Below are 12456 nucleotides of genomic sequence, written 5' to 3' on the forward strand. Positions count from 1 at the left end.
TTGATCGTGCTGGTCAGCGGTCCCTGCTTGTCCGACAGTCGCTCCATGATGCAAGTGATATCACAATGACATTACTGCCATGGGTCAAGACTTTTCCGCTTCGCCCAGGCAGCACCGGCCTGCGCGGGCCACGGCTTTCGCTTACCATCCTCGCGTCTTGATCCTTTACCTTGAGCCTGCGCTTTTTGCCCATGTCCAGCCGCCTGCGCTTCATCCTGATCGTCGCATCGATCCTGCTTGGCCTGGCGCTCAGCCTGTTCTGGGCCGGGCGCATCGCCGAGCAGCGCGTCTGGGCCGAGCGCAGCCAGGAGGCGCGTGGCCAGCTCGATCTCTATGCCCAGGCGATCCACACCCAGGTCGAACGCTTTCGCTCGGTGCCGGCCTTGCTGGCGCTCGACAGCGACATCCGGCGCCTGCTCGAGGCTCCCGACGACCGCCAGCTGCGCAAGGTGCTGAACCTGCGCCTGGAGCAGCAGAACCAGGCGGCCGGCTCCTCGGTGCTCTACCTGCTGAACCGTTACGGCGAAACCATCGCGGCGAGCAACTGGCGTGACTGGTCGAGCTTTGTCGGCAACAACTATGCCTTTCGCCCCTATTTCAGCGATGCCGTGGCCCACGACAGCGGGCGCTACTTCGCCGTCGGCGTGACCACCGGCATTCCCGGCTATTTTCTTTCCCACGCGGTGCATGGCGAGAACGGCGAGATACTCGGCGTACTGGTGGTCAAGCTCGAACTCGAGGACATGCAGCGCGAATGGGCCGGGCAGTCGGGCATCCTGCTGATTGCCGATTCGCTGGACATCGTCATCCTGACCAACCGGCCGGCCTGGCGCTTTCGGCATTTGCGTCCGCTCGACGAAGCGGTGCGCGAACGTCTGGTCGCGGCGCGGCGCTACGCCGAGCAGACCCTGCAGCCGCTGCCGAGCTCGCGCATCGAGCGCCTCGGCGAAGGCGCCGAGCGGCGGCGTGTGGAAGGCCCCGACGGCAGCCGCGACTACCTCTGGCAGAGCCTCGACCTGCCCAAGGAGGACTGGACCCTGCACCTGCTGCTCGAACCGCAGGCGGTGAGCGAAACCGTGCGCAGCTATCGCCTGGCCGCCGCCGGGGTGTGGATGACCCTGGCCTTTCTGCTGCTCTACCTGGCGCAGCGGCGCAAGACGCGGCGTGTCGAGCAGCGCAGCCGCAACGAGCTGGAGCGGCTGGTCGAGGAGCGCACCGGCGAGCTGCGCACCGCCCAGGACGAACTGGTGCATGCCGCGCGCATGGCTGCGCTGGGGCAGATGTCCGCGGCGCTGGCACACGAGATCAATCAGCCGCTGACCGCCTTGCGCATGCAGCTCGGCAGCCTGCGCCTGCTGCTCGACAATGGCCGCGAACAGGAGGTGCGCGACGGTCTCGGCCAGGTCGAGGGGCTGCTCGAGCGCATGGCGGCGCTGACCGGCCATCTCAAGACCTTCGCGCGCAAGAGCCCGGCCGGGCTGGCGCAGCGTCTGGTGCTGCACGAGGTGCTCGAACAGGCGCTGCAACTGCTCGGCCCGCGCCTGCGCAGCGAGGCGGTGCAGGTGCATTGCCAGGTGCCGGCCGAGGCCTGCATCAGCGGGGATGCGATCCGCCTGGAGCAGGTGCTGATCAACCTCCTGAACAATGCGCTGGACGCCATGCGCGACAGTGAGCGGCGCGTGCTCGGCATCGATTGCCGGCGCGACGGCGACAGCTGGCGGCTGGCGGTCAGCGACAGCGGTGGCGGTATCGCCGAAGCGGACCTGGACAAGGTCTTCGAACCGTTCTACACCACCAAGCCGGTCGGCCAGGGCCTCGGCCTCGGGCTCGCGGTGTCCTACGGCATCGTCCGCGACTTGGGCGGCAGTCTCGAGGCGCACAATGGCGAACAGGGCGCGGTATTCGAGGTCAGGCTGCCGGCGGTCGAGCCGACCGCGGCGCAGCAGCGGCAGGAGAGCGAGAGATGAGCGGGCAGGTGTTTTTCATCGACGACGAAGCGGCGATACGCCAGGCGGTGCAGCAGTGGCTGGAGCTGTCCGGCTTCCAGGTGCGCACCTTCGCCCGCGCGCGCGAGGCCCTGGCATTGCTCGACCGGGGCTTTGCCGGCGTGCTGGTCAGCGATGTGCGCATGCCCGATCTCGATGGCCTCGGCCTGCTCGAGCAGGTCGTGGCGCTCGACGCGGAGCTGCCGGTGATCATGGTTACCGGGCACGGCGACGTGCCGATGGCGGTGCAGGCGCTGCGCCAGGGCGCCTACGACTTCATCGAGAAGCCGTTCATCCCCGAGCGTCTGCTCGACTCGGTGCGCCGCGCGATGGACAAGCGCCGGCTGGTCTGCGAGAACCGCCAGCTGCGCGAGCAATACGCGCGCAAGGGGCGTATCGAGTCGCAGCTGCTCGGCGTGTCGCGGGCAATGGAGGCACTGCGCCGGCAGGTGCTGGACCTGGCCGGCACCGACGTCAATGTGCTGATTCGCGGCGAAACCGGCAGCGGCAAGGAGCAGGTCGCCCGTTGCCTGCACGACTTCAGTCGCCGCGCCGAGCGCGCCTACGTCGCGCTCAACTGCGCGGCCATCCCGGAAACCATCTTCGAGAGCGAGCTGTTCGGCCACGAGAGTGGCGCCTTCACCGGCGCCCAGGGCCGGCGTATCGGCCGCATCGAGCATGCCCATGGCGGCACCCTGTTTCTCGACGAGATCGAGAGCATGCCGCTGGCGCAGCAGGTCAAGCTGCTGCGCGTGCTGCAGGAGCACACGCTCGAGCGCCTGGGCTCGAACCGCAGCATCGAAGTCGACCTGCGGGTGATCAGTGCGGCCAAGCCGGACCTGCTCGAGGAGGTGCGCGCCGGGCGCTTTCGTGAGGACCTCCTGTACCGCCTGAACGTGGCCGAGCTGCGCATACCGCCGCTGCGCGAGCGGCGCGAGGATATCCCGCTGCTGTTCGAACATTTCGCCCGCCAGGCCGCCGAACGCAACGGCCGCGAACCGCCGAGCCTGGCGCCCGCCGAGCTGGCACGGCTGTTGGCGCACGACTGGCCGGGCAACGTCCGCGAGCTGATCAACGCCGCAGAACGCCACGCCCTGGACCTCGGCGCGCCGGTGCCGGCGGCCGCGGCGGCGGTGGCGACCGGGCAATCACTGGCCGAACAGCTGGAGGCCTTCGAGGCGCAGTGCCTGCACAACGCGCTGCAACAGTGCCGCGGCAATATCGGCGAGGTGATGAGCCTGCTGCAGCTGCCGCGGCGCACGCTCAACGAAAAGATGCAGCGCCACGGCCTGAGCCGCGGCGATTACCTGCCGGCCGGCGCCGGCGAAGGCTGATCACGGCGCGCAACGTGCTGGCGTTGCGCCTAAGCTGAGCGAGACCTGGCCAAGGAGTGCGAGCATGCGAGCGATGCAACTGGAGCGGATCGGCCAACCCCTGGCGCTGCGCGAGGTGCCCCTGCCACAGCCCGGCGCGGGCGAGGTGCGGGTGAAGGTCAGCGCCTGCGGCGTCTGCCGCACCGACCTGCACGTGGTCGACGGCGAACTCCCGGCTGCGCCGCTGCCGATCATTCCCGGGCACGAGGTGGTCGGGCGAATCGATGCGCTGGGCCCGGGAGTGACTGACCTGACGCTCGGCCAGCGGGTGGGCGTGCCCTGGCTCGGGCATACCTGCGGACATTGCAGCCACTGCCAGCATGCCGAAGAGAATCTCTGCGAGGCGCCACAGTTCACCGGTTACACCCGCCCCGGTGGCTACGCCGAATACGTGGTGGCCGATGCCCGCTTTACCTTTGCGCTGGGCGAGGACGGCGACGATGTCGCCACCGCGCCGCTGCTCTGCGCCGGGTTGATCGGCTGGCGCTCGCTGGTCAAGGCCGGCGACGGCAGGCGGCTGGGGCTCTACGGTTTCGGTGCGGCGGCGCACATCGTGCTGCAGGTCGCGCGCTGGCAGGGGCGCGAAGTCTATGCCTTCAGCCGGCCGGGCGACCTCGCCGCCCAGGCCTTCGCCCGCTCGCTCGGTGCCGCCTGGGCCGGCGACTCGGGCATGCCGCCACCCGTGCCGCTGGACGCCGCGATCATCTACGCGCCGGCCGGCGAGCTGGTGCCGATCGCGCTGCGCGCGGTACGCAAGGGTGGCCGGGTGGTCTGCGCCGGGATCCACATGAGCGACATCCCGAGCTTCCCTTACGACATCCTCTGGCACGAGCGCGAGCTGCTCTCGGTCGCCAACCTCACCCGTCAGGATGGCCTGGACTTCTTTCCCATCGCCGCGCAGGTCGGCATTCGCACCGAGACCCATGCCTATCCGCTGGAGCAGGCCAACCAGGCGCTGGACGATCTGCGTCACGGCCGCTTTCAGGGCGCCGCCGTGCTGGTGCCCTGACGCTCGCCGGCCAGACGGCAAAAAGCAAAAAGGCCCCAGGATCGCTCCTGGGGCCTTTTCATCTGTCTGGCGCATCCGGCGGGATTCGAACCCACGACCCCTGCCTTCGGAGGGCAGTACTCTATCCAGCTGAGCTACGGATGCGTTGCGGGGCGCAATCATACGCATCTCGCCTGCGGGCGTCCATGCCGGCGGGCGGTCCGCTTTGGCGTTCGAAATACCCGGCTACAGATCGCCGGGCTGCCGCCAGCGGGCCGGCCTGCTAGGCTCGGGGGCTCGTTCCAGAGCGGTTGCGGTTAAGGAGAGGCAATGAGCGAAACGATCCGGCTGTGGGATCTGCCCCTGCGTGCGTTCCACTGGTTATTCGCCACGGCGGTGACGGCGGCGATCGTCACCGGTTGGCTCGGCGGCGGTCTGATGGTCTGGCATGGCCGGCTCGGCCTGCTGGTGCTGGGCCTGCTGGTGTTCCGGCTGGTCTGGGGGCTGTGCGGTTCGACCTACGCGCGCTGGTCGCGCATCTTCGCGGCGGCGTTTGGCATTCGTGCCTATCTTCGCGGCAGTTGGCAGGAGGCGGGGCACAACCCGCTGGGCTCGCTGTCCGTGCTGGCGATGCTGTTGCTGGTGGGCTTCCAGGTGGGCAGCGGATTGGTGGCGACCGATGACATCGCCTTTCAGGGGCCGCTGAATGCGCTGGTCGGTGCGGCAAGCGCGGACCTCTTCAGCGGCCTGCATCGCCAGGCCAAGTGGCTGCTGCTGGCGCTGATCGGCCTGCACCTGCTGGCGATCCTCTATTACACGCTGGTGCGCCGGTTGCCGCTGGTGGGCGCGATGCTCAACGGGCGCGGGCGCCGCGAGCACCCGGCGCAGCGCGATGCCGAGGGCGGCTCCTGGATCGCGGCCATTGCCGCCGTGCTACTGGCGGTGGCCGTGGTCTGGACGGTGCAGTCCGCCGCCGGCTGGATGGCGCCGCCACCGGCGGCGCCTGCGCCCGCGCTGGACTGGTAGGGGCGGGGTCAGTCGGCGCGGAACTTGTCGTGGCACGACTTGCAGGACGCGCCGACATCGCCGAAGGCCTTCTTGATCGCAGCCTGGTCGCCGCTCTTGGCGACGCTGGCCAGCTGGTTGGCCGCGGTGTTGAACTGCTTGCCGATGCGCCCGGCTTCGTCGAGGTTCTGGAAGAACTCCGGCTTCAGGCGGGTCTTGTCGCCCAGCTGCTCGGTGGTGGTGTCGGGGCTGAACAGCGAGCCCATGCCCGAGTTGGCGATGGCGGCGATGACATCGGCGGCCGCCGCGACCTTGGCCTGGTCGAACGGCTCCTTGCCGTCGATGACCTGGGCCTTGATCTTGCCCATGTTCCAGGACATGAACTGGTAGCCCGCCTGGCGGGTTTCGACCATCTCTTCCGGCTTCATCTGCGCCTGGACGGCGGTGCTTGCCAGCAGCGCTGCGGCAGCGCCCAACATCAGTGCTTTCACGTTCACTCCTCAGGTTCCGGTGGTTGGCGGCCAAGACCGCCGGGAGGCCAGACTATACCGCTGCGATTGCCGGCTTAGAGCGGTTTGTGACATGCCGTAACAGAGCCGTGCAAATCAGCCCGGGCTATGGCGTGACCATGTCCTGCCCGATGAACTTGCCGCTCGGCCGACAGCGGTCCTAGCATGGTCCGTTCCTGGCTGGCTGGAACCGGGGGCTGCCCGGGCGGCTCAGATGAACGCCGCACAAGCCGAGGCTCATTTTCAAGCGGGCCGCTGATGCCGCCCATAAGGAGACTGCCATGCAACTCAACGATCCCTCGCTGTTTCGCCAGCAGGCCTATATCGACGGCACCTGGCAGGATGCCGACGGCGGCCAGACCATCGAGGTGAACAACCCGGCCAGCAACGAGATCCTTGGCAGCGTGCCGAAGATGGGCGCGGCCGAGACCCGTCGTGCCATCGAGGCGGCCGAGCGTGCGCTGCCGGCCTGGCGCGATCTGACCGCCAAGCAGCGCTCGCAGACGCTGCGCCGCTGGTTCGAGCTGATCATGCAGAACCAGGACGACCTGGCTCGCCTGATGACGCTCGAGCAGGGCAAGCCGCTGGCCGAATCCAAGGGTGAAATCGCCTACGCGGCGTCCTTCATCGAGTGGTTCGCCGAAGAGGCCAAGCGGGTGTACGGCGACACCATCCCCGGGCACCAGGCCGACAAGCGCATCATCGTGATCAAGCAGCCGATCGGCGTGACTGCGGCAATTACGCCGTGGAACTTTCCCGCGGCGATGATCACCCGCAAGGCCGGCCCGGCGCTGGCGGCCGGTTGCACCATGGTGCTCAAGCCGGCTTCGCAGACACCGTTCTCCGCGCTGGCGCTGGCCGCACTGGCCGAGCGTGCCGGGATTCCCAGGGGCGTGTTCAGTGTCGTCACCGGCTCGGCCGGTGATATCGGTGACGAACTCACGCGCAACCCGACGGTACGCAAGATCTCCTTCACCGGCTCCACCGAAGTGGGCGCCAAGCTGATGGCCCAGTGCGCGCCCGGCATCAAGAAGGTGTCCCTGGAGCTGGGCGGTAACGCGCCTTTCATCGTCTTCGACGACGCCGACCTCGACGAGGCGGTCAAGGGCGCGATGCAGTCCAAGTACCGCAACGCCGGGCAGACCTGCGTGTGCGTCAACCGCATCTACGTGCAGGACGGCGTGTACGAGGCCTTCGCCGAAAAATTCCAGGTGGCGGTGGCCAAGCTCCGGGTCGGCGATGGCCTGGCCGAGGGTACCGATGTCGGCCCGCTGATCGACGCCAAGGCTGCCGCCAAGGTGCGCGAGCACATCGAGGACGCAGTTGGTCGTGGCGCCCGAGTGCTCACCGGCGGCAAGGCGCACGACAACGGTGGCAGCTACTTCGAGCCGACGCTGATGGTCGATGTGCCGCACGATGCCAAGGTGGCCAAGGAGGAAACCTTCGGCCCGCTGGCGCCGCTGTTCCGCTTCAAGGACGAGGCCGAGGCGATCGCCCTTGCCAACGACACCGAGTTCGGCCTGGCGGCGTATTTCTACGCCCGCGATCTGGGCCGCGTGTTCCGCGTCGCCGAGGCGTTGGAATCGGGGATGGTCGGCGTGAACACCGGGTTGATCTCCACCGAAGTGGCACCGTTCGGTGGCGTGAAGTCCTCCGGCCTGGGGCGCGAGGGCTCCAAGTACGGCATCGAGGACTACCTCGAGATCAAATACCTCTGCCTCGGCCTCTGAGGCACGTCGTCGCAGCCGGCCCTTCTTGATCCGGAGGGCTGGCTGTCTTCCGGCTGCTTGAACACAATGACCCGATGGGCTGTGTCGTGGTTGCCGCCTGCTGCGTCAGACCGGCATCGCGAACCGCCCCGTTCGTCCCGTCTGCCGAGTTCGAGCCTTGCCCGCGTCTTCTCATCTCTCCTTTGTCCTGATCGCTTACAGCGAGCCCTGGCGCGCCGACCAGCTGTGCCGGCTGGTCAACGAGCTGCGCCCGGGCATGCAGGTGGCGCTGTTCAGTGACGGCCGCTCGGCGCTGGCGGCCTGCCGGCGGCAGCTGCCGAACCTGATGATCGTCGACGGTGAGCTGGAGGGCCTCGACGGCTTCGCCCTGCTGCGCGAGCTGCGCCGACACGGGCCGAGCCAGCGCCTGCCCTGCATCCTCATCAGCGAACGCACCGATGCGGTGAGCGTGCGCGCTGCGTTGCCGCTGTCGCCGGCCGCCTATCTCGGCAAGCCCTATGACCTGGCTGCGCTGCGGCTGCGGCTCGATCGGCTGTTGCCGCGCTCGGCCGGTGGCATCGGGCGCGTGCAGCCGGCCGACGACAGCCTCGACGGCTTTCTCGAGCGCATGCGTGAGAACAACCGCGGTGCGCCGCTGACCGAGGCGGCCCACGCCTCGATCGCCAGCCTGCTCGGCGGGCAGAGCGAGCTGGCCGAAGAGCACGCCGTGCTGCGCTGCGATCCGCAGGTAACCGCGCGGGTCATCAGTTTTGCCAACAGTCACGGCCCGCAGCAGGACGAGCCCAGCCAGACCCTGACCGAGGCCATCGAGCGCCTCGGGCGCCACCGCAGCCAGGAGCTGCTCGGCCAGCTGGCGATCCAGCACAACGCCCGGCTGAGCGACCCGCACCTGAGCGACCATGGGGCCAGGGTCGCCGCGCAGGCGCTGCTGGCGGCCGAACTGGCAGCCTGGCTGGCGCGCCGCCTGCAGCTCGATGCGCGGCTGTGCTACACCGCCGGCCTGCTGCAGAACATCGGTGAACTGGCGGTGCTGCGCTCCGCGCAGGACTGGCTCGACGGCGGTGGCGAGCTGGACGAAACCGAACTGCAACGCCAGCTGGCCACCCGCGCCGCCGGCTACGGCTCGGCGTTGCGCACGCGCTGGGGCCTGCCGCTCGGCCTGCGCCAGCTGATCGGCGCCTACTACACGCTGGGGGCCGGTGTGCTCAGCCGTGAGGCGCTGGTGCTCAATCTCGTGCGGCAACTGCTGGAGCTGCCCGCCGAGACGCCAGCGATCAGCCTGGCCGACTGTCGCGCGGCGCGCCTGCTACGCCTCGATCCGGCTGTACTCGAGCAGGCTCCGCGTAGCGCCTGACCAGCCAACGATCGGCGCGGTATGCACCGCCCACTGCTATCACTACAAGGCATGACGACCCATCAACGGGAGCGGGTCGACAGCGTCCGTACGCTTATCTATTCTGCAGTGCGAAATAAGATTCCGTAATTTCAACAACAAGCGGAGGATTGCATGGCAGAGTTCGTGCGACTGCAACGACACGGCGCGATCGCCCTGATCATCGTCGATAACCCTCCCGTGAATGCGCTCAGCCAGCCGGTGCGCCAAGGCCTGCAGCAGGCCTTCCAGGCGGCCGACGCCGATCCGGCGGTGCAGGCCGTGGCGCTGGTCTGCGAGGGCAATACCTTCATCGCCGGCGCGGACATCAAGGAATTCGGCAAACCGCCGCAGGCGCCGAGCCTACCGGACGTCATCGACAGCATCGAGAACAGCCGCAAGCCGAGCGTCGCGGTCATTCACGGCAGCGCCTTGGGTGGTGGTCTGGAAGTCGCGCTGGGTTGTCACTACCGCGTTGCGCGCAAAGACGCCAAGGTCGGCCTGCCCGAAGTGAAGCTCGGCCTGCTGCCCGGTGCCGGCGGCACCCAGCGCCTGCCGCGCCTGGCGGGCGTGGCCAAGGCGCTGGACATGATCGTCAGCGGTCAGCCGATCGGCGCCGCGGAGGCCCTCGAGCACCACATCGTCGACGAGCTGTTCGAGGGCGATCTGGTCGAAGCGGGCCTGGCCTATGCGCAGCGCCTGATCGACGAGGGGCGCGGCCCGCGCCGGACCGGCGAGCAGAGCGCAGGGCTGGAAGGCGCCGACAATGCCGAGCTGATCGCCGCCAAGCACGCCGAGGTGGCCAAGCGCATGCGCGGGCTGTTCTCGCCACTGCGCTGCATCGCCGCAGTCGAGGCGGCGACGAAGTTGCCGCTGGCCGAGGGCCTCAAGCGCGAGCGCGAGCTGTTCGCCGAATGCCTGCAGTCGCCGCAGCGCGCCGCGCTGGTGCACAGCTTTTTCGCCGAGCGCCAGGCCGGCAAGATCGCCGACCTGCCGGCCGACGTGAAGCCGCGCGCAGTCAAGTCGGCCGCGGTGATCGGTGGCGGCACCATGGGCGTCGGTATCGCCCTGTGCTTCGCCAATGCCGGTATCCCGGTCAAGCTGCTGGAAATCAACGAAGAAGCGCTCGGCCGCGCGCTGCAGCGCGCCCGCGACACCTATGGCGCCAGCGTCAAGCGTGGCAGCCTGACCGAGGAGGCAATGGAGCAGCGCCTCAAGCGGGTCGAGGGCGTCACCGACTATGCCGCCCTGGCGGACGTCGACCTGGTGATCGAGGCGGTGTTCGAGGAGATGGACGTCAAGCGCCAGGTCTTCGAGCGGCTCGATGCGGTCTGCAAGCCGGGCGCCATCCTCGCCAGCAATACCTCGTCGCTGGACCTGAACCAGATCGCCGCATTTACCCGGCGCCCCGAGGACGTGGTGGGCCTGCATTTCTTCAGTCCGGCCAACGTCATGCGCCTGCTCGAAGTGGTACGCGGCGCGAAGACCAGCGACGAGGTGCTGGCCACCGCGATGGCTGTCGGCAAGCAGCTGAAAAAGGTCTCGGTGGTGGTCGGCGTGTGCGACGGCTTCGTCGGCAACCGCATGATCTTCCAGTACGGCCGCGAAGCGGAGTTCCTGCTGGAGGAGGGGGCTACGCCGCAGCAGGTCGATGGCGCCTTGCGCAATTTCGGCATGGCCATGGGGCCGTTCGCCATGCGCGACCTCTCGGGGCTCGACATCGGTCAGGCGATCCGCAAGCGCCAGCGCGCCGAGCTGCCGGCCGACCGCGACTTCCCCACGGTGTCGGACAAGCTCTGCGAAGCCGGCATGCTGGGGCAGAAGACCGGCGCCGGCTACTACCGCTACGAGCCCGGTAACCGCACGCCGCTGGAGAACCCCGACCTCGCGCCGATGCTCGACGCCGCCTCGCGTGAGAAGGGCCTCGAGCGGCGCGAACTGGACGAGCAATACATCATCGAGCGGACGATTTACGCATTGGTGAACGAGGGCGCGAAGATCCTCGAGGAAGGCATCGCCCAGCGCGCCAGCGACATCGACGTCATCTACCTCAACGGCTACGGCTTCCCGGCCTTCCGCGGCGGCCCGATGTTCTATGCCGACAGCGTCGGCCTGGACCAGGTGCTGGCGCGGGTCAAGGCGCTGCACGCGCGCTGCGGTGACTGGTGGAAGCCGGCGCCGCTGCTGGAAAAACTGGCCGCCGAAGGCCGCACCTTTTCGGACTGGCAGCCCGGCCAGTGAGCCGCCTGCCAACCCCCTGTCGAACGATCAGAGGATGCATCAATGAACGTCAATTTCACGGCTGAAGAGCTCGCGTTCCGCGACGAGGTGCGGGCCTTCCTCGAGAGCGAACTGCCGGCGGACATCGCCGCCAAGGTCAAGCTCGGCAAGCACCTGTCCAAGGAAGACCACCAGCGCTGGCAGCAGATCCTGGTCAAGCGCGGCTGGTATGCGCCGGGCTGGCCGGTAGAGCTGGGCGGGACCACCTGGGGCCCGGTCGAGAAGCACATCTTCGACGAAGAGTGCGCCGCCTATGGCGCGCCGCGCACCGTGCCCTTCGGCGTCAACATGGTCGCCCCGGTGATCATCAAGTTCGGCACCCAGCAGCAGATCGACCATTACCTGCCGCGCATCCTCTCCGGCGAGGACTGGTGGTGCCAGGGCTACTCCGAGCCGGGCGCCGGCTCGGACCTGGCGAGCCTCAAGACCCGTGCGGTGCGCGAAGGCGATCACTACATCGTCAATGGCCAGAAGACCTGGACCACCCTCGGCCAGCACGCCAACATGATTTTCTGCCTGGTGCGCACCGACCCGGAAGCGCAGCAGCAGCAGCGCGGCATCAGCTTCCTGTTGATCGACATGAGCACACCAGGCATCAGCGTGCGCCCGATCATCACCCTCGACGGCGATCACGAGGTCAACGAAGTCTTCTTCGACAACGTCAGGGTGCCGGTGGAAAACCTGGTCGGCGAAGAGAACAAGGGCTGGACCTGCGCCAAGTACCTCCTGACCCACGAGCGCACGGGCCTGGCCGGCATCGGTGCGTCGAAGGCGGCGCTGGCGCAGCTCAAGCGCATCGCCATGAAGGAAACCGCGGGCGGCCGGCCGATGCTCGACGACCCGCTGTTCCGCGCCCAGGTCGCCGAGGTCGAGATGCAGCTGATGGCCATCGAGATGAGCACCCTGCGCATTCTCGCCGCGGCGAAGGAAGGCGGTGTGCCGGGTGCCGAATCCTCGATCCTCAAGGTCAAGGGCACCGAGATCCGTCAGGCGATAACCCACCTGCTGCGCAAGGTCATTGGTCCTTACGCGCTGCCCTTCCTCGAGGAAGAGCTGGAGCTCGATTACAGCGGTGAGCCGCTGCACGCCGACTACAGCCCCGCGCTGGCCGGCCACTACTTCAACTTCCGCAAGCTGTCGATCTTCGGCGGCTCGAACGAAATCCAGAAGAACATCGTCTCGAAGATGATTCTCGAGCTGTAAGGGGGCACCGC

The 12456-nt window shown here is 68.1% G+C and carries 9 protein-coding genes and 1 tRNA gene; 8 read left to right on the plus strand and 2 right to left on the minus strand.

Annotated elements, in window-relative coordinates; genetic code table 11:
• The first annotated feature begins 191 nt into the window (after positions 1-191).
• The 3 genes from AC0KXH_RS01060 (at position 192) to AC0KXH_RS01070 (ending at position 4367) form a co-directional block, all read left to right on the plus strand.
• Positions 192-1967 carry a sensor histidine kinase gene (locus AC0KXH_RS01060; protein ID WP_200627320.1) on the plus strand — a complete coding sequence of 592 codons (1776 nt, stop codon included), beginning with the start codon at positions 192-194 and terminating at the stop codon, positions 1965-1967.
• Positions 1964-3319 (plus strand): sigma-54-dependent transcriptional regulator, encoded by a 1356-nt coding sequence (locus AC0KXH_RS01065; RefSeq protein ID WP_488224001.1) that lies wholly within the window; start codon positions 1964-1966, stop codon positions 3317-3319. Before AC0KXH_RS01060 ends, AC0KXH_RS01065 begins: the two co-directional genes overlap by 4 nt.
• Before the next feature lie 64 nt (positions 3320-3383).
• A complete protein-coding gene (locus AC0KXH_RS01070; RefSeq protein WP_043217840.1) occupies positions 3384-4367 on the plus strand; it encodes a zinc-dependent alcohol dehydrogenase family protein in 984 nt (327 codons plus the stop codon).
• 67 nt (positions 4368-4434) lie between these two features.
• On the opposite strand, the gene AC0KXH_RS01075 is transcribed toward AC0KXH_RS01070, so the two are convergent.
• Positions 4435-4511, minus strand: a tRNA-Arg gene (locus AC0KXH_RS01075).
• 165 nt (positions 4512-4676) lie between these two features.
• On the opposite strand from AC0KXH_RS01075, the gene AC0KXH_RS01080 reads away from it, so the two are divergent.
• Positions 4677-5372: a cytochrome b/b6 domain-containing protein gene (locus tag AC0KXH_RS01080; RefSeq protein WP_213150445.1), complete on the plus strand. Its 696-nt coding sequence runs from the start codon at positions 4677-4679 to the stop codon at positions 5370-5372.
• 8 nt (positions 5373-5380) lie between these two features.
• On the opposite strand, the gene AC0KXH_RS01085 is transcribed toward AC0KXH_RS01080, so the two are convergent.
• Complete coding sequence (locus AC0KXH_RS01085) at positions 5381-5830, minus strand: c-type cytochrome (RefSeq protein ID WP_041108917.1); 450 nt, start codon at positions 5828-5830, stop codon at positions 5381-5383.
• A gap of 311 nt (positions 5831-6141) precedes the next feature.
• Between AC0KXH_RS01085 and gabD the strand changes: the two genes are divergently transcribed.
• The 4 genes from gabD (at position 6142) to AC0KXH_RS01105 (ending at position 12445) form a co-directional block, all read left to right on the plus strand.
• The gene (gabD, locus tag AC0KXH_RS01090) at positions 6142-7590 is read left to right on the plus strand and encodes an NADP-dependent succinate-semialdehyde dehydrogenase (protein WP_488224002.1); all 1449 of its coding nucleotides are present in this window, start codon (positions 6142-6144) and stop codon (positions 7588-7590) included.
• A gap of 157 nt (positions 7591-7747) precedes the next feature.
• Entirely contained in the window at positions 7748-8944 is a 1197-nt protein-coding gene (locus AC0KXH_RS01095; protein ID WP_488224003.1) for an HDOD domain-containing protein, read from the plus strand.
• Positions 8945-9097: 153 nt separating this feature from the next.
• Positions 9098-11203 carry a 3-hydroxyacyl-CoA dehydrogenase NAD-binding domain-containing protein gene (locus AC0KXH_RS01100; protein ID WP_488224004.1) on the plus strand — a complete coding sequence of 702 codons (2106 nt, stop codon included), beginning with the start codon at positions 9098-9100 and terminating at the stop codon, positions 11201-11203.
• A gap of 42 nt (positions 11204-11245) precedes the next feature.
• Positions 11246-12445 (plus strand): acyl-CoA dehydrogenase family protein, encoded by a 1200-nt coding sequence (locus AC0KXH_RS01105; RefSeq protein ID WP_488224005.1) that lies wholly within the window; start codon positions 11246-11248, stop codon positions 12443-12445.
• The last annotated feature ends 11 nt before the right edge of the window (positions 12446-12456 follow it).

It is taken from the genome of Stutzerimonas sp. CXK-1, from assembly GCF_057738225.1.

Bases quoted from the DNA above. Each gene is read 5' to 3' on its own strand.
- AC0KXH_RS01100 (WP_488224004.1), top strand. From the start codon at position 9,098: ATGGCAGAGTTCGTGCGACTGCAACGACACGGCGCGATCGCCCTGATC.
- AC0KXH_RS01070 (WP_043217840.1), top strand. From the start codon at position 3,384: ATGCGAGCGATGCAACTGGAGCGGATCGGCCAACCCCTGGCGCTGCGC.
- AC0KXH_RS01085 (WP_041108917.1), bottom strand. From the start codon at position 5,830: ATGTTGGGCGCTGCCGCAGCGCTGCTGGCAAGCACCGCCGTCCAGGCG.
- AC0KXH_RS01080 (WP_213150445.1), top strand. From the start codon at position 4,677: ATGAGCGAAACGATCCGGCTGTGGGATCTGCCCCTGCGTGCGTTCCAC.
- gabD (WP_488224002.1), top strand. From the start codon at position 6,142: ATGCAACTCAACGATCCCTCGCTGTTTCGCCAGCAGGCCTATATCGAC.
- AC0KXH_RS01065 (WP_488224001.1), top strand. From the start codon at position 1,964: ATGAGCGGGCAGGTGTTTTTCATCGACGACGAAGCGGCGATACGCCAG.
- AC0KXH_RS01105 (WP_488224005.1), top strand. From the start codon at position 11,246: ATGAACGTCAATTTCACGGCTGAAGAGCTCGCGTTCCGCGACGAGGTG.
- AC0KXH_RS01060 (WP_200627320.1), top strand. From the start codon at position 192: ATGTCCAGCCGCCTGCGCTTCATCCTGATCGTCGCATCGATCCTGCTT.